The organism is Helcococcus kunzii ATCC 51366 (assembly GCF_000245755.1).
Lineage (GTDB): Bacteria > Bacillota > Clostridia > Tissierellales > Peptoniphilaceae > Helcococcus > Helcococcus kunzii.
The window spans coordinates 74129-92190 of the sequence record NZ_JH601089.1 but is presented as its reverse complement, the minus strand read 5'-3'; the positions used below and the strand labels follow the sequence as shown (position 1 = coordinate 92190).

At 30.0% G+C, this 18062-nt stretch carries 17 protein-coding genes and 1 pseudogene; 16 read left to right on the top strand and 2 right to left on the bottom strand.

Translation table 11 applies throughout. From position 1 onward, the window contains the following. Positions 1-176: 176 nt before the first annotated feature. The 10 genes from HMPREF9709_RS09145 to HMPREF9709_RS09105 all read left to right on the top strand — a co-directional run bounded on the left by HMPREF9709_RS09145 (position 177) and on the right by HMPREF9709_RS09105 (position 9099). Positions 177-1931 (top strand): ABC transporter ATP-binding protein, encoded by a 1755-nt coding sequence (locus tag HMPREF9709_RS09145; RefSeq protein WP_005399341.1) that lies wholly within the window; start codon positions 177-179, stop codon positions 1929-1931. After that, positions 1915-3636 (top strand): ABC transporter ATP-binding protein, encoded by a 1722-nt coding sequence (locus HMPREF9709_RS09140; protein WP_005399340.1) that lies wholly within the window; start codon positions 1915-1917, stop codon positions 3634-3636. The genes HMPREF9709_RS09145 and HMPREF9709_RS09140 overlap by 17 nt, the downstream gene beginning before the upstream one ends. Positions 3637-3645: 9 nt before the next feature. Continuing rightward, positions 3646-4230 (top strand): MptD family putative ECF transporter S component, encoded by a 585-nt coding sequence (locus tag HMPREF9709_RS09135; protein WP_005399339.1) that lies wholly within the window; start codon positions 3646-3648, stop codon positions 4228-4230. After that, positions 4230-4919 carry an energy-coupling factor transporter transmembrane component T family protein gene (locus tag HMPREF9709_RS09130; RefSeq protein ID WP_005399338.1) on the top strand — a complete coding sequence of 230 codons (690 nt, stop codon included), beginning with the start codon at positions 4230-4232 and terminating at the stop codon, positions 4917-4919. Before HMPREF9709_RS09135 ends, HMPREF9709_RS09130 begins: the two co-directional genes overlap by 1 nt. Then, entirely contained in the window at positions 4913-6277 is a 1365-nt protein-coding gene (locus tag HMPREF9709_RS09125; RefSeq protein ID WP_005399337.1) for an ABC transporter ATP-binding protein, read from the top strand. The genes HMPREF9709_RS09130 and HMPREF9709_RS09125 overlap by 7 nt, the downstream gene beginning before the upstream one ends. 336 nt (positions 6278-6613) lie before the next feature. Then, positions 6614-6829 carry a helix-turn-helix domain-containing protein gene (locus HMPREF9709_RS09120; protein ID WP_005399336.1) on the top strand — a complete coding sequence of 72 codons (216 nt, stop codon included), beginning with the start codon at positions 6614-6616 and terminating at the stop codon, positions 6827-6829. Then, positions 6816-7145, top strand: coding sequence for an N-6 DNA methylase (locus HMPREF9709_RS09115; RefSeq protein WP_005399335.1), 330 nt, complete (start codon positions 6816-6818; stop codon positions 7143-7145). The genes HMPREF9709_RS09120 and HMPREF9709_RS09115 overlap by 14 nt, the downstream gene beginning before the upstream one ends. Before the next feature lie 34 nt (positions 7146-7179). Further along, entirely contained in the window at positions 7180-7338 is a 159-nt protein-coding gene (locus tag HMPREF9709_RS10275; protein WP_245527518.1) for a hypothetical protein, read from the top strand. Positions 7339-7368: 30 nt separating this feature from the next. Then, a complete protein-coding gene (locus HMPREF9709_RS09110; RefSeq protein ID WP_005399334.1) occupies positions 7369-8601 on the top strand; it encodes an SIR2 family protein in 1233 nt (410 codons plus the stop codon). Beyond that, a complete protein-coding gene (locus HMPREF9709_RS09105) occupies positions 8602-9099 on the top strand; it encodes a TIR domain-containing protein (protein ID WP_005399333.1) in 498 nt (165 codons plus the stop codon). It begins immediately after the preceding gene. Positions 9100-9119: 20 nt separating this feature from the next. Here HMPREF9709_RS09105 and HMPREF9709_RS09100 read toward each other — a convergent pair whose 3' ends face one another. Next, positions 9120-10451 (bottom strand): relaxase/mobilization nuclease domain-containing protein, encoded by a 1332-nt coding sequence (locus tag HMPREF9709_RS09100; protein WP_040464289.1) that lies wholly within the window; start codon positions 10449-10451, stop codon positions 9120-9122. A 1-nt stretch (position 10452) separates the two neighbouring features. Then, complete coding sequence (locus HMPREF9709_RS09095; RefSeq protein ID WP_005399331.1) at positions 10453-10809, bottom strand: plasmid mobilization protein; 357 nt, start codon at positions 10807-10809, stop codon at positions 10453-10455. 292 nt (positions 10810-11101) lie between these two features. On the opposite strand from HMPREF9709_RS09095, the gene HMPREF9709_RS09090 reads away from it, so the two are divergent. The 6 genes and pseudogenes from HMPREF9709_RS09090 to HMPREF9709_RS10025 all read left to right on the top strand — a co-directional run. After that, positions 11102-11698 carry a TetR/AcrR family transcriptional regulator gene (locus HMPREF9709_RS09090; protein ID WP_005399330.1) on the top strand — a complete coding sequence of 199 codons (597 nt, stop codon included), beginning with the start codon at positions 11102-11104 and terminating at the stop codon, positions 11696-11698. Between the two features lie 4 nt (positions 11699-11702). Next, positions 11703-13421: an ABC transporter ATP-binding protein gene (locus HMPREF9709_RS09085; protein ID WP_005399329.1), complete on the top strand. Its 1719-nt coding sequence runs from the start codon at positions 11703-11705 to the stop codon at positions 13419-13421. Then, positions 13414-15150 (top strand): ABC transporter ATP-binding protein, encoded by a 1737-nt coding sequence (locus HMPREF9709_RS09080; RefSeq protein ID WP_005399328.1) that lies wholly within the window; start codon positions 13414-13416, stop codon positions 15148-15150. The genes HMPREF9709_RS09085 and HMPREF9709_RS09080 overlap by 8 nt, the downstream gene beginning before the upstream one ends. Before the next feature lie 308 nt (positions 15151-15458). Then, positions 15459-15596, top strand: a complete 138-nt coding sequence (locus tag HMPREF9709_RS10100; protein WP_005399327.1) for a hypothetical protein — start codon at positions 15459-15461, stop codon at positions 15594-15596. Positions 15597-15651: 55 nt separating this feature from the next. Then, positions 15652-17454: a recombinase family protein gene (locus HMPREF9709_RS09075; RefSeq protein ID WP_005399326.1), complete on the top strand. Its 1803-nt coding sequence runs from the start codon at positions 15652-15654 to the stop codon at positions 17452-17454. Positions 17455-17985: 531 nt separating this feature from the next. Continuing rightward, positions 17986-18062, top strand: a pseudogene (locus HMPREF9709_RS10025) (cadmium resistance protein CadD); the annotation flags it as partial.

The window sequence follows — 18062 nt, the reverse complement described above, 5'->3', positions numbered from 1 at the left end:
AACAGTTAAAAGATTAGAGGACTCACTCTTTCAATTACGAGATTAAATCTCAAGGAGGGAACGAGTACACTCTATCTAATAACAATATTATACAGCAAACCTGAATAATACTTAGTCGATAAAGGATTATAGGTTACCTTTAACAACCTAAATACATTATATAAGGAGATATGATTATGAAGATTTATAAAAAGCTATTTGCTTATGTACAGGATAAAAAATATCTTGGCTTTTTAGCTATAGTTTTTTCTGCTATATCTGCTCTACTTACGGTATATGGATATTATTTAATCTACAAATTTCTAGATAAGTTAATAATTAATTCAAATTTATCTGGTGCAGAGAGCATAGCATTAAAATCTGTTATTACACTAACAAGTGGAGCGATATTTTATTTTGTCTCAGGACTGTTTTCACATATATTGGGATTTAGGCTTGAAACAAATTTAAGAAAGAGGGGGATTGATGGCTTAGAGAAAGCAAGTTTTAGGTTCTTTGACTTAAATCCCTCTGGTCAGATAAGAAAGATCATAGATGATAATGCAGCACAAACTCATCAGGTTGTAGCTCACATGATTCCAGATAGCTCTCAGGCAATAGTTACACCCGTACTTGTCCTTGTACTTGGCTTTATAGTAAGTATAAGGGTTGGTATAACTTTGCTTGCTCTTACTATAATTGGCGGCTTAATTTTAGGGGCGATGATGGGCGAGCAAGAATTTATGAAGATATACCAAGAGGCCCTATCTAAACTAAGTGCTGAAACTGTTGAGTACGTGAGAGGAATGCAAGTTGTAAAAATATTTAAAGCAAATGTAGAGTCTTTTAAAAGCTTTTATAAGGCGATAAAAGATTACTCAAAGTATGCTTATGATTATTCCCTATCTTGTAAAAAACCTTATGTTTTGTATCAATGGTTATTTTTTGGACTGATTGCAATTTTAATTATTCCTATAGTTTATTTTATGACAAGCTTAGGTAGCGCAAAGGTGATTTTACTTGAGCTTATCATGATTATATTTTTATCAGGAGTTCTCTTTGTTTCATTCACGAGAATAATGTGGTACTCCATGTATATTTCTCAAGGGAATTATGCAGTAGATACTTTAGAGGCGCTTTACGAAGATATGCAAAAAGACAAATTAGTGCATGGTAATGTCAATAATTTTAAAAACTATAATATAGACTTTGACAATGTAAGCTTTGCTTATAATGATAAAGCTGTCATTGAAAATTTATCCTTTAATTTAGAAGAAGGAAAGTCCTACGCACTTGTCGGTTCATCTGGATCAGGCAAATCAACAGTAGCAAAACTTATATCAGGTTTTTACAATGTTAATGAAGGAAGCATAAAGATAGGCGGGATAGCAATAAGTGAATATTCTGATGAAGCCTTAATTAAAGCCGTTTCCTTTGTTTTTCAAGATTCAAAATTATTCAAGAAGAGCATTTATGATAATGTTGCTTTAGCTAATAAAGATGCGACGAAAGATGACGTTATGAGAGCCTTAAAATTAGCAGGATGTGATTTAATATTAGACAAATTCCCAGAAAGAGAAAATACAATCATAGGCTCAAAAGGTGTTTATTTATCCGGTGGAGAAAAACAAAGAATTGCAATTGCTAGAGCAATTTTAAAGGATTCCAAAATTATTATTATGGATGAAGCATCAGCATCTATTGACCCAGATAACGAGTTTGAATTGCAAAAAGCTTTCAAAAATCTTATGAAGGATAAAACAGTTATCATGATTGCACACAGACTATCTACAATTAAAGACCTTGATGAAATTATTGTTATGGATAGTGGAAAAATTATAGAAAGAGGGTCTGACAAAGAATTAATGTCAAAAGATACAAGGTATAAGAGCCTGCAAGAGATGTTTAACAGTGCGAATGAATGGAGGGTTTCAAATGAAAGAGTTTTATAAAAAAAGATTTGCTCTTACAGATAAAGGAGCAAGAAATTTAAGTAAAGCAACACTGGCTACATTTTTCGTTTATTGTATAAACATGCTTCCTGCCATATTACTTATGATTTTTGCTCAGGAAGTTTTGGAAAATATGGGCAAAAGCAATGGCTTTTATATAGTATTCTCAGTTTTGACTTTGATAGCAATGTATATTTTGCTTTCTATCGAATACGATAAATTATATAACACAACCTATCAAGAAAGTGCAGATTTAAGAATAAGGACAGCGGAGAATTTATCAAAATTACCTCTATCTTACTTTTCTAAACATGACATTTCCGACATTTCACAAACAATCATGGCTGATATTGCAGGCATAGAGCATGCAATGAGCCACGCAATACCAAAGGTGGGCGGCATGGTACTGTTTTTCCCATTAATGTCTGTAATGATGCTAGCGGGCAATGTCAAGATGGGTTTAGCTGTAATTATTCCATCTATTTTAAGCTTTATATTTATACCTTTATCTAAAAAATATCAGGTTAATAGACAGAATAGACATTATGATGTCTTAAGAAAAAACTCAGAAAGCTTTCAAGAAAATATCGAAATGCAAATGGAGATTAAAGCATATAATTTATCGAAGGATATTAAAGATGATTTATATAAAAAAATGGAAGATAGTGAGAGAGTACACTTAAAGTACGAAGTAACTACAATTTTAACTTTGTCTATATCTTCAATATTTAGCTTTATATCTCTTGCTGTTGTGATATTTGTCGGCGTAAATCTAATTATTAATAAAGAGATAAATTCTCTCTACCTTATAGGATATTTACTAGCTGCTATGAAGATAAAAGACGCTTTAGATGCATCTAAAGCGGGCTTGATGGAAATATTTTATTTAACGCCAAAAATTGAAAGATTAAAAGAAATTCAAAATCAAGATTTACAAGAAGGCGATGACTATAGCTTAAAAAAATTTGATATTGATCTAAAAGATGTTGAGTTTGCTTACAATAAAGACGCAAAAGTTTTAAATGGTGTAAGTTTTAAAGCTAAGCAGGGAGAGGTTACTGCTTTGGTAGGTGCAAGCGGATGTGGTAAAACAACTATCTTGAAACTTATATCAAGACTTTATGATTATGACAAGGGACAAATCCTAATCGATGGCAAAAATATAAAAGAAATATCAACAGAATCTCTTTTTGATAAGGTCTCAATAGTTTTCCAAGATGTGGTTCTCTTTAATCAAAGCGTTATGGAAAATATTAGACTTGGTAAGCAAGATGCAAGTGACGAAGAGGTTAAAAGAGCAGCAAAACTTGCAAACTGTACAGATTTTATAGAAAAGATGGATAAGGGTTTCGATACAGTTATTGGTGAGAACGGAGCTGAACTATCAGGAGGAGAAAGACAAAGATTATCAATAGCCAGAGCCTTCTTAAAAGATGCACCGATATTGATTTTAGATGAGATAGTAGCAAGCCTTGACGTTGACAACGAGAAAAAGATTCAAGAGTCCTTAAATAATTTAGTTAAAGATAAAACTGTTGTTATCATTTCACACAGAATGAAATCCATAGAAAATGCTGACAAGATAGTGGTTCTTGAAAACGGAAAAGTAGAAAGCGAAGGTAAGCATGAAGAGCTTTTACAAAAATCAAAAGTTTACAAAAATTTAATAGAAAAGACAAAAATGGCAGAAGAATTTATTTATTAGGAGGAATAAATGGATAATAAAAAATTAAAAGTAAAAGATTTAGTAAGCATCGGTGTTTTTGCCGTAATTTATTTCGCCTTGATGTTTGGTGTTGGTATGATGGGTATGGTCCCAATATTGTTTTTAATATACCCAACAGTTTTGGGAATAATCGCAGGGACTGTAGTTATGTTATTTATGACTAAGGTTCAAAAACCATGGGCACTATTTATTCTCGGCATGATATCACCACTTGTGATGTTTGCTATGGGACATACTTATGTATTGCCATTATTTTCATTGATAGTAATGATGGTTGCAGAATTAATTAGAAAGATTGGTAATTATAATTCATTTAAATATAATATGCTTTCTTATGCAGTATTTTGTACGTGGATTTGTGGATCATTAATGCAAATGCTTTTAGCAAAAGAAAAATATTTGGAAATGTCTATTGAAATGATGGGAAAAGATTATGTTGATGCAATGGAAAAACTAATAACATATCCTCACATGGCCTTAGTAGCCTTAGGTGCTTTTCTAGGAGGAATAATTGGAGCATATATAGGCAAGGCTCTATTGAAAAAACACTTTGAAAAAGCAGGCATTGTATAATGCCTACCTTTTCTTCAAATGCTCCCTTTAATCCCAATCCAATAAGTAAGATATTAGTAGTATTTCTTACAGGATTAACTGTTGCGCATAGCATAAACATCCGTTTTGAACTAGCGATTGTTTGTCTTATTGGTATTTTGTTTTATTTGAATGGGTACAAAAAAACACTTTTTAAATGGATAATTTTATGTATAGTGTTATATTCTTTACCTAATTTTATGATTCTATCTACACTAAACCCGATACTCAAGATGTTCTTAAGTATAACTATAGTCTTTAGAATGTTTTTATTGCCATTTATGGCAGCAAGCCTCATGATAAAGACCTCTGATGTAGGCGCAATAATTTCATCGATGGATAAGCTTAAAATTCCAAAAAATCTTTCCATACCTATTGCAGTTATGTTTAGATTTTTCCCATCTTTTAAAGAGGAGAAGAAAAACATCAAAATGGCTATGAGAGTAAGGGGGATAAATTTTAAAAACCCAATCAAATATCTTGAATATGTTTCAGTACCACTACTAATTATATCTTCAAACATTGCAGATGACATTGCAAAAGCAGCAGAAACAAAGGCGATAGAAAATCCAATTGCCAAGACCAGATATATCAGTTTAAAGATACAGCTAATTGATTTTGTTTATGTTTTCGTAGTTGCTGGACTTATTGTGGGAGGCTTAATATGGTAGAAATAAAAAATTTAAGTCTTGATTATGGAAAAGAACATATATTGGACGATATATCACTATCCATATCCGAGGGAGAGTGTGTGCTATTTACAGGAAAAAGCGGAAGCGGTAAGTCATCTTTAATAAATTCTATCAACGGACTAGCTGTAAGGTATGATAACGCAAAAACAAAGGGCGAAATAATTATTGATGGTAAAAATATAAAAGAGTTGGAGCTTTATCAAATCTCAATGCTTGTCTCAACTGTTTTTCAAAATCCTAAGACATATTTCTTTAATGTTAATACGACATTAGAATTATTGTTTTATTTAGAAAATATTGGACTTGCAAGAGAAGAGATGGACAAGCGTTTAAGTGATATGCTTGAGATATTTCCGATAAAAAATCTTTTGAACAGAAATATATTTAATCTATCCGGCGGTGAAAAACAAATTCTTTGCATTGCCGCATCTTATATAGCAGGCACAAAGATTATAGTTATGGATGAGCCTTCATCAAATTTGGATATTAAAAGCATAAGTGTTTTGACACAAATGCTTAAAATACTAAAAGAAAAAGGCATAAGCATAATTGTAGCTGAGCATAGAATTTATTATTTGATGGACATAGTTGATCGTGTATTTTTGATAGATAAAGGCAAACTTAAAAAAACTTATACAAGAAGTGAATTTTTAAAGTTTGATAAAAATGAATTGAACGCTTTAAGTTTAAGGGATAAAGAATTAAGCAAATTAGAAGTTTCTTATTTAAAAGAAGGCGGAGATTATCAGATAAAAAATCTTAGCTATAAATTTACTGATGATGAGTGTTTAAGTGTAAAGGACATTTCATTTAAGCTTGGGAAAATTTATGGCATAATAGGATCCAATGGACGAGGAAAGTCAACGCTTTTAAGATGTTTAATAGGTCTTGAGAAAAAATCAAAAGAAGAAATTTATTTTAAAGGAGAAAAACTATCCAAGAAAGAAAGACTGAAAAAATCTTCACTTGTTATGCAAGACGTAAATCATCAATTATTTACAGATGAAGTATTCAAAGAGCTTAGCCTAGGTGTAAAGAATTTTGATGAAGAAAAGGCGAAAATCATTTTAAAAGATTTGGGCCTGGACGAATTTGTTGAAAGGCATCCAATGAGTTTGTCAGGAGGTCAAAAGCAAAGACTTGCAATAGCGTCCATAATGTGTAAAGACTCTACTTTTATTTACTATGATGAGCCAACTAGTGGGATGGATTATGCTAATATGATAAAAATATCCGAACTGATTAAAAAATATAGAAATAAAGATAAAATAATTTTTATTGTTTCCCATGACATTGAGTTTTTGAACGAAGTTGCAGATGAGATTTTCGAATTGTAAAATAGAGTTTGTTAAACATGTATATAGGACTGTAAGATTATTTAAATTAAAAGATATTCAGAAACATTGGTATTCATTACAGATTTATCTTAAGGATTTTTCGTATGGTATTTATACATTTCACGATGCTTATTACAGTATTTATATTTTCCATATCTTAGGGAAATTCTTTATTTACTTTCTATAATTAAAGAGATGAGAGATAAGTATCGGCAGTCTTCGGACTGCCTTTATTTTTTTGTATTTGTGTTTTAGAAAAGTGAATAATATTATGAAAAAAGTGAAGATTTATGCTATAATATAATTGATATAGAATTCATGAATGGAGAGATAGTCATGTTAAAAATCAGCTATAAAAAGCTATTTAAAAAAATGATTGACCTAGATTTAAATAACACAGAATTAATGGAAAAAACAAATATTAGTAGAAGTACATTTTATAAAATGAAAAATGGGGAGAATATTACAACTGACGTATTGTTAAGAATATGTGAAGGATTAAATTGTAATCTTTGCGAAATTATGGAGTTAGTTAAAGATGAAAATGATTGATTATGTTTTAGATAAGACAAATGAATATATTAAGATCGCATCTAAAGAAACTCGAAAAAGAATAGGACAGTTTTTTACGAGTAAAGAAACAGCAAAATTTATGGCATCTTTAATTGACTTAAATATTAAAAGAGATGAAATATCTATTCTTGATCCAGGAGCTGGCTCTGGAATCCTTTCTGCGGCACTAATTCAGAGAATTATTGATAGTAAACTTATAAAAAAGATAAATTTAACATGTTATGAAACAGATGAAGATATTGTAAATTTGCTGGAAGCTAATTTATATTGGATAAAGGAAAATTCAAATGAATGAAGATAAGTTTTTAGGATCGAGAAAATAAGGGGAGGTGTTTATTATTAAAGGTGAAGTATCTAAAAAAGATTTGATTAGAGAAATTGAAAAAGCCATTAAAAGTGATGAATTGGGAGCTTTTATTGGAGCAGGATTATCAATTCCTGCTGGATTTTGTAGTTGGAAAGAACTTCTAAGAGAGCCTGCAAAATAAATTGGGTTAAATGTTGAAAAAGAAAATGATTTGGTTAGCTTAGCTCAGTATTATGCTAATTCAAAGAAGAGAACATCAATAGATGACTTGATCAAAGTGCAATTTTCTCAATTACTAAAACCTACTGATAATCATAAACTATTATCACAGTTACCGATTTCCACTTTTTGGACGACTAATTATGATAAGTTAATTGAAAAAGCTTTAGAAGATAATATGAAAAAGCCTTATGTAAAAACAACAGATGAGCAATTAAGAGGTACAAATCATGATTTTGATGCAATCGTTTATAAACTACACGGAGATGTAGAAACTCCTGAAGATGCAGTACTTACAAGAAGTGATTATGAAGAATTTGGATATAACAAAAGAAAGTTATTCAGAGAAGTTTTAGAGGGAGATTTGCTTACCGAGACATTTCTATTTTTAGGATTTAGTTTTGAAGATCCAAACTTTAACTATGTAATTGGAAGATTAAGGGTATTGCTAGATGAAAAGAATACAAGAAAACATTATTGTATTATGAAAAGGATCCAAGATACCGATGAGGATTATGAATACAAAAAAGCAAGACAGGAGCTACAAATTGAAGATCTAAATAGATATGGTATTTTTACATATTTAGTAAATAAATATGATGAAATCACTGAAATATTAAGTACTCTTGTTGATAGATTTAGAAGGAAAACAATATTTATATCGGGTAGTGCGTACTCCTATTCGACTTATTCTCAGGAAATTGGAGAAAATTTTATTCATAAACTATCTTTTGAACTATCAAAAAATGGTTATCATATTGTGAATGGATATGGTAAAGGTGTCGGTGAATTTGTATTAAATGGAGTTGCAGATTATTGTTTGGCTCATAAGTCCAAAATAAATGATTTTTTAACGCTTATGCCTTTTCCTCAAAATAGTTCATTAGATATTGATTTAGATAAGCTATATATAGAAAATAGAGAGCAGATGATTGAAAATTGTGGTATCGCTATATTCATTTTTGGAAATAAAGAAACAGAAGATATTGCACATGGAGTGATGGATGAATTTGAGTTATGTAAAAAGCATGGATTAGTATGTTTGCCTATTGAACATACTGGTGGGGCAGCTAAAGAAATATATAATAAAACAACTCAAGAAATTTCAGATGAAAATATAATAAGTGCAATTGAACAGGCAAATAAACAATGCGATGGCGATATAGATATGTCTATTAAAAACATAGTGCAAGCAGTTAAAATATTAAATAAGGAGGAGTTTTAAATGGCAAAAAGACAGGTGTTTTTTAGCTTTCATTACGACAATGATAATTGGAGGGCAGGACAGGTTCGCAACATGGGGAAAGTAGACAGTAGTTCTACCTTTTCAGATAATGACTGGGAGGAAGTAAAAGAAAAAACTGAAAGCAAAATTAAAGAATGGATTGATGAACAGTTAAACAAGCGTTCATGTTTAGTTGTCTTGATTGGAGAAGAAACAGCAAATAGAAAATGGATAAATTATGAAATAAAAAAAGCGTACGAGTTAAACAAAGGTATTGTTGGAATTTATATCCACAAGTTGGAGAATGCATTGGGAGAGCAAGATGATAAGGGCAACAATCCTTTTGATTATTTAACATTAGAAGGTGAAAAACTTTCAAAATATGTTAAATGTTTTGATTCTGTATACTTATCAAGCAAAAATGTTTATAGCGATATTAAAGATAATATTGAAGATTTAATTGAGTATGGAATAGAACATAAACCATCAACTTGGTAATAAATGATGATGGAGAGAAGCTACCTCTCCACCTCCTTCCCATAATAATTTTCATAGTTTTTCCTATACTGAACAAGGTCAGAAAATTGTTCTTTATTCAAAGAATACTCTTGCATAAGGGTGTTCTTTTTTTCTTGCAATTTATCTAGGTTTGATAGTATTTCTTTTGTGTTGGGTAGCTTTTTATAGTTCTTTAGTATGTTTTGAGCAGCTATTTTATAGACGGAAAGTTCACTATAATATTCTTCTGCAAATTGTTTATCTTCAGGATTTTTCTTGTGGTATTTATATATTTCACGATACTTATTTATAGTATTTATATTTTCCATATCTTGGGATAAACTCTTCATTTCAGTTTCAATCTTCTTTATTTTATTTAACAAGTCTTGTCTATCATCGGCAGATTTTTTGATTAGCTCATCGAGTTGTGTGATAGAGTTAATTCCTTGTTCTCTAAGCTTAATTATCGAGTCAGCCATTGTTTTGATATTGTGTTTTCTTGCCCAAGCTTCATAACCTTTTGAGGATTGAGCTTTTTTATTAGTAGATATATCAATAACATTTCCTACTCGCTTTTTAATAGGGTTAGCTTTATTTTTGATAGCTAAATCTATTCTCTCTTTAATTTTTTCCTCAGTATAATCTTCTCCGATAGTCTTAGCTCTTGTGAATCTTTTCTTATCTTTATGACGAAAAGCAATGTGTTTACCAAACTTAATTTCATAATCAAGAGATTCCATATTTTCTAAAAATTCTTCCCAAGATTTAGACTTATTAATCATTCTATCTATATTAAATTGAAGTTTAGACTTCCAAGAATTTCCTTTCTTGTTTTGGTCATATTCGTACCAAGATTTACCAGCAGTTTTATATTTTCTTTTGTAAGCTTCATAATATTCATCAATGACTGAAAGCTTATTTTCTTTACATAATTCGTCACTTTGATACCTAATTTTATGGTAAGATTTTTTATTAGATTGGTAGCATTTACCAGTCTTGTAATTAACATTATTAAAAATAATATGGTTGTGGATATGCCCTTTATCTACATGAGTTGCAAGAACAAATTCATAATCTTCTTTTAAAATTTTCTTACATAATTCCATTCCAATTTCGTGAGCTTTTATAGGATCAACCTCTCCTGGTAGAAAAGATTGGATCAAATGTCTAGCCAAAACTGTACCTTTAGTATCATTAGCTTCTCGAGTTTTTATAAATTGAATATGGGCAGTAGATGGATGACATTTGAATGAAGATACTAAGATTTTTTCATCAGTTTTTTCACTCTTGGTAATATAATCTATTGCCAAATTTAGAGTTGATTTTATTGGATGTATTTTTGTAATTGTCATACTAATCACCAGAACTTTCCCTTGATTTATTGAGAAGTAGGGAATGGATCTGCCATATTTCTCTTGATAATTTTTCTATCTGTTTATTCATTGAGTCGATTTCATTTTTGTAAATAATGCCAGTTGTATTAGTAGCTTTTGCAATCTGATTTATATTATTTGTTGCATTCGAAAGTAGCCATTGTAGGTTTCTAAATGGTTCTAAATCTACTACATAAATCTCTTTTTCTAATACACATTTTCTAAGAAAGCGGGACATAGTTTTACAATTAGCAAGTTTCATTTTCTTTTCGAAAATTTCCTTTTCTTCTTTAGTTAGTTTTATTTCTATTCTTTCATTTCTAAATCTATTTGCCATTTTATGCTCCTTTATAAAATATATTTCGGGGTCTTAGGGTTCTCCCTAACAAGGTAAAAATTAAAAAAATGGAGCATTCCGTAAAGGGCTGCTCCATTAATTTTTTCGTAAGTGTCCGTACACTTACTGTGCTTGCTATTAAAGTTATAAGCGTTAAGCGTTTATTAGGTTTTATTAATTATACCGCATTTAAAAAAATTAATAAAGAAGTATAAGCGAAGCTATTGACAATGATTATCAGTTCTGATACAATAATACCGACAAGAGTGTCGGTTTGGAGGTTATTTATGAAATGAAAATGGAAGCTGATGAAAGAAAAAAGCAGATTAGACAAGCAGCTATTAAAGTCTTTTTGGATAAGGGATTTAGAAATACAGTTATGAATGACATTATGGAAGCTACTGGGCTTTCTAGAGGTGGCTTGTATCATCATTATGGTTCTACGCATGAAATCTTATACGACATTATGATGGAAGGTAATTTAAATAGAAAAGATATTGTTCAAAAATCAAGTTATGATGAAGGATTAATATTAAGTCCACAGTTGTTTTCAAGAATGATTATAGACAAGATACTTGCAGATAATGATTATGTAAAGCTTTATGTTATGTTTTTATGTGAGTTAAAAGAAAATGATGATCTGAAAAAACTATATGTGAAAATAAAAAAAGAGTCCATACAAGTATTTAAAGAATTGTTTTCTACTTTGTTTAACGAGTTACCTTCTGATGAAACATTTGAATTTATGATTAATATTATGAATTCTGGATTGATGGCTTGCGAAATTTTGAATGCACGTGAGAATTTTGTAAAAAATAAGAAATATCTAACTGAAATGATAGAGACTTATTTTACAAATGTTATGAAAAAAGATGACGAAAGGAGTTAAATTTATGGATCTATTAAAAAAATACATTAAGAGAAATAAAGCACCATATTTTATTTCTGTCTTGTTTGCAATACTTGGAGTAATTTCAAATCTTTTTATATATATTATTCTAAGTAAGATGATTATATCATTAATTGATGGTAGCCAAGATTTTTATTACTATATAAATAAAATTTTCTTGATACTTTCATGTCTTATAATCAAAGAAGTGTTTATGTTTTTGTCAACAATGATTTCTCATAAAACAGCCTATCAAATAATACGAGATATAAGAAAAAGCCTTATGGAAAAATTATTTAATATGCCATTAGGAGATATATTGAATGAGTCCACTGGTAAGTTAAAAGACATAATTGTAAATCAAGTTGATAATACTGAAACAACATTGGCTCATATGATACCTGAGATGACAGCTAATTTAGTAGGACCTATAATATTATTTGTTTACATGTTAATTTTAGATTATAGACTAAGTTTAATATCTTTAATTCCATTAGTTATTGGTGGATTTTTTATGGCAGGGCCCATGAAAAGAATGAAGGTAAAGTTTCCACAAGCAGTTAAAATTGGCCAAGATATGAATAATTCCGTGGTTGAATATATAAATGGAATAGAGGTTATTAAAACATTTAATCAAGGCGAAAAATCTTATAGAAAATACAGGGACAATGTGTATAAAAAGGCAAATTACTATTATGATTGGATGGGAGAAAATACAAGAGACTATGCGATAAGTATGTCTATTGCTCCAGTTGGTATTTTGACAATTATACCATTTGGTTTATATTTCTGTATGAATGGTTCACTAGATGGTGGTGTATTTTTAACATTGATAATCCTTTCTTTTGGGACTATCCAAAATATTATGAGAGTAATGACTTTTGAAGATGATATTGGAAGAATGTCAACTATTTTCGAAGAGATTAAAAATATACTTTCTGCGAGAGAATTATCTCATAAAAATGAAAATTTGGATATAAAAAATTATAATATAGAGATAAAAAACGTAGATTTTTCTTATGAAAAAGATAAGCAAGTCCTAAACAATATAAATATAAATATAGAAGAAGGAAGTGTGAATGCTTTAGTAGGCGAATCGGGTTCGGGAAAGTCGACTATTGCAAAACTAATTTCAGGATTTTGGGACGTAGATAGTGGTTCTATAAGTATAGGAAATGTAAATATTAAAGATATGTCCCTTGAAAAGTTATCTACTGTTATTTCCTATGTAGCACAGGATAATTTTCTTTTTGATATGTCAATTAAAGATAACATCAGAATAGGAAATAAAAATGCTAGTGATGAGGAAATAATTGAAGTATGTAAGAAAGCAGCCTGCCATGATTTTATAATGAAGTTGTCAGATGGATATGATACAAGAGTAGGAGAAGCTGGTAAACATTTGTCTGGAGGAGAAAGGCAAAGAATATCAATTGCAAGAGCTATGATAAAGAATGCTCCAATAGTTATTTTAGACGAGGCTACCTCTTATATAGATCCTGAAAATGAAGCCTTGATTCAAGATGCAATATCAGAGCTTGTCAAAGGGAAAACTCTAATTATAATTGCCCATCGTTTAAAGACAATAACAGATGTAGATAATATATTTGTAATTAAAAATGGAGAACTTGCATGTAAAGGAAGTCATGAAGAGCTTTTGAAGGAATCAAAAGATTATCACAATCTTTGGGAAACTGCCTTGAAAGGAGAAGAAAATGCTTAGTGTTTTTAAAAAAATATGGAATTTTTCTATTGAAGAACAAGTGTATCTAAAAAAATCAATCTTTGCTAATTTTTTCGGTTCTATTTTTAATGCTCTACAATTTGCAGCCATTTATTATGCGATTTTTGGGATAGTAAACAATGATATAAGCTTTAAAACAATAGGAATATCGAGTTTATTTTTATTAATTAGTATAGTCGGAGTAATTATTTCAAAAAATTCCTCTATGCTCAAACAAACACATGCCGGATATTTTATGGCTGGACACAAGAGAATTGAATTAGGTGAAAAAATAAAAAAAGTTCCCATGGGATTCTTCTCAAGTTTAAGTTTAGGAAATTTAACAACTATTGCGACTACTAACTTAGATAATGTAGAGACTTGGGTTCCAACTTTGTGTATTATGGTTTTCGGTGGCATGCTTAATGCTATTGTTTTTATCTTATCCTTATTTTTGTTTTCTTATAAGGTAGGTATTGTAGCAATAGTTGGTTCTATTGTATTTTTAATGATCATTGCTCGTATGCAAAAAAGGTCAAGTAAAAATGCAGATAAGATTCATGAGATTCAGGTATCACTTACCAAAGAAGTCTTATCAACATTGCAAGGAATGCAAATTATAAAATCATATAATCTACGAGGAAGTAATAATAAAAAACTTGACAAGAGCTTTGATAGTGCTAGTGAATATTCTTTTGATTTAGAAAAAACTATAATGCCATATAGTTTATTAGCTAAAATCATAATAGCTATAACAATTTGTTTGATGTTGTTTATTTCAATAAAATTATATTTTGTTGAAAATGGTCAAATAGTCAATACTATTATGATACTTATAGCAAGTTTTGTAATATTTGACGGACTTATTACATCTGGATCTGCTATTGCAATGCTAAGAATGGTTGAGAATGCAATAGATTCTTATTCTTATGTAAATGATATGGAAGATATGAAAGAAGGAAGTATTACAGAGCCAATAAAAAATCACAACATAGTCTTTAAAAATGTATCATTTTCCTATGATGATAGACCAATTTTAAAAAATGTATCAGCAGAGATAAAAGAAAATACTATGACTGCTATTGTTGGACCATCTGGATCTGGTAAGACAACATTTTGTAATCTTATTGCAAGATTTTGGGATGTAAATTCTGGCGAGATTTTAATTGGTGGAAAAAATATAGAAGACTATAAGATAGAAAACTTAATGAATTCTATTTCAATGGTCTTTCAGGATGTATACCTATTTGAAGATACAATTGAAAATAATATAAAATTTGGAAAACAAAATGCAAGCCATGAAGAAGTAGTTCAAGCTGCAAAAAAAGCAAGATGTCATGAATTTATAGAAGCTTTACCAGAAGGATATAACACTATCATCGGAGAAGGTGGAGCAAGTCTTTCAGGTGGAGAAAAACAAAGAATTTCCATTGCAAGAGCTATGCTAAAAGATGCAGACATAATTATTTTTGATGAGGCGACAGCAAATATTGACCCAGAAAATGAAGATAAACTTAAAGAAGCAATAGAAACATTAACAAAAAATAAAACAGTCATTATGATTGCCCACAGACTAAAAACCATTAGAAATGCAGATCAGATTTTAGTCTTAAAAGATGGAGAAATAGTAGAACGTGGAAATCATGAAAAATTGATTGAAAATAATGGACTTTATTCTGACCTTATAAATGCAAAGGCTAAGGCAGAATCATGGAAATTAAATAATTAATAGGAAGAAATATTTAAATTCTTTGAATAGGAAAATTTAGATTAGAGGATTTATGCCTAGTAGCATAAGTCCTCTTTTTTTATGTTCAAATTAATCATTAAAACTCAAAAATACTATAGAAAAATAAAAATTCTGGTTACCAAAGAGGGCAAATTTCACTATATAAGGTGAGGGGTTTTTGTTATCTTTCTATAAAAATAAAAATACTTTGAAGTGTGAATATTCTTGAAATTGATTATGTGAGATTAGCATTTTTTAAATTTAATCCACTTATCAAGGTAAAAAAATAACTTACATAGGAGGTTAAAATGCAAGCAATAAACATTTATAGTATGAGAGTTGCTATGTTATGTAGACTTTATGATCTTAAATTAATTAATGATAAGGAATATACAAAAATAAAAAATAGAATAGAAAATGATTATAAGAAGAGAGATAGAAAGTAGTTAATTTTGTGATATAATAACACTGTAGAAAGATACAAAATGGGAAGGAGGTAAAATGAATACTAAAGTAAAATTAATAAAAGCTTCAAATACAGGAGCTAGAAATAGAAATGCACTACATTTAGATTTAAAACGAGTTGCAGCATATTGTCGAGTTAGCACTGATAGTAAAGACCAACTTGAATCATATAAATCGCAAGTTGATTATTACACAAATCTAATAAAAAATAATAAAAACTGGACTTTGGCTGGTATATATGCAGATGAAGCAACAACAGGAACAACTGCTACTAAAAGAGCAGATTTCATGAGACTAATAAGTGATTGCCAAAATGGAGATATAGACATGATAATTACTAAATCTATATCAAGATTTGCTAGAAATACATTAGATACCTTAAAATATGTAAGACTATTAAAGGAAAACAATGTTGGTGTAGTATTTGAAGAAGAAAATATAGATACTTTGACAATGGATGGAGAGTTACTATTAACAATATTAAGTTCAGTAGCTCAACAAGAAGTAGAAAATACCTCAGCCCATGTAAAAAAAGGACTGAAAATGAAAATGGAAAAGGGGGAGCTTATTGGCTTTCAAGGTTGCCTTGGATACGACTATGACCCTATAACAAAAAGTATCTCTATAAATGAAGAAGAAGCTAAGATTGTTAGATATATCTTTAAAAGATATTTAGAAGGCAATGGTGGTTCGGTCATTGGTAGGGAACTAGAAGAACAAGGATATCTCACCCCTAGAGGTAAAACAAAATGGTCTGATACTACAGTGTTAGGAATAATTAAAAATGAAAAGTATATTGGCGATATACTAATGGGAAAAACTTTTACAGTTGATCCCATAACAAAAAGAAGACTAGCAAACTTTGGTGAATCTGATAAATACCACATTGAAAATCATCACGAGCCAATTATATCAAAAGAAGACTTTGAAAAGGCGCAGGAGATTAGACTCAGGAGAGCACAAAATAGAAACACCATTGCTAATAAGGATAGGAAAAGAGAAAAACTATCAAGGCAATATGCTTTTTCAAGTATGCTGGAATGTGGATTTTGTGGAGAAATACTTTCAAGAAGAACATGGCACACTAGTTCAATTTATAAAAAAATTAACTGGCAATGTGTAAGGTCAACTAAAAAAGGTAAAAAATATTGCCCTCATTCAAAAGGAATACAAGAAGCGGCAATAGAAAAAGCATTTGTTGAAAGCTATAGGCAATTATGCCATGCAGATTCAACAGTTATAGATGACTTTTTAAAAATTGTTGAAGAAGAAATAAATGATAATACTTTAGTCAAGGATCTGAAAAAGGTAGAAAGTCAATTAAATAGAATCATTAGTCAAGAAAGAAAGTTAGTTGATCTTCATTTAGAAGGTAGTATAGACGAAGAAGTTTATGCTAAAAAGTATAAAAAACTTACAAAACAAAAAGAAGAATTACTTGATGAAAAGAAAACACTAGAGCTAACTATCAAAGATGAAAACTCTATTAAAGAAAGACTAAAGCAATTTAAAAAGGTCTTAGAAAACAAAGAAATTATAGAGGAATTTAATAGAACAGTATTTGAAAGCATAGTTGATAAAGTCGTAGTGGGTAGAATTGATAAAGACGGAACAGTTCATCCTTATGACTTAACATTCTATTTCAAAACAGGAGTTAAAGATAGTCAAGATTCTAATAACTTTAAAGATAAAAGAAAAAATGCCAAAGACAATGACATTAATAAATTGTGTTCCTACAAGAATGACGAGGATAAAAAATTATGTTCCCAATCAAAAGACAACGCACGTGGAGACGGTTGCATTGATTGCAAGGGACTAGTCCCGCAGCAATCAATATAGCAACGTCCATGTGAGAGGGCTCCGCAAAGCAAGGCGAAGCCGTAGCTGAGCGGTTAAGCCCGGACCACTGAAGCCTTAACCCTACTTTCACGAACAAAGTGAAGTGAAACAATAGCAAATGCGTCCCCTTCTCGGTGAAAGATACGACCAAGGGAATGGATGTCTAAGGGTTCGAAATAGCTTGAAATTAATAAGTTTATGATTTTTGAACTAGATAATTATCTGACTAATTTTTTATTAAAAGACTACGCAGCTTTTAAAATAGTGAATGAGATGATTCAATATTAGTTAAATAATTTTTGTTCTATCTAATCTTATGTATATACAATCTTCGTAGTTCGAGTGGATATCTATTATCATACTTGACAAAATTTGATAATTTAAGTAGAGTTATAAATAATACTTAAAAGAAAGGTGGGAAAATTGTGAAATTATTTCTTCAAATGTCTCCATTGGCAACTGCCATGGCACAATGTGTGTGCAATCAATTTTGATTGTCTATAAAAATTAAATATTTTGAAAGGAGAAATAATGGAAACAATAGTATCCGCTTTATTAGTTTTTGTCTCTACATCAATTGACTACTTAGTTGTTTTGACTATTTTATT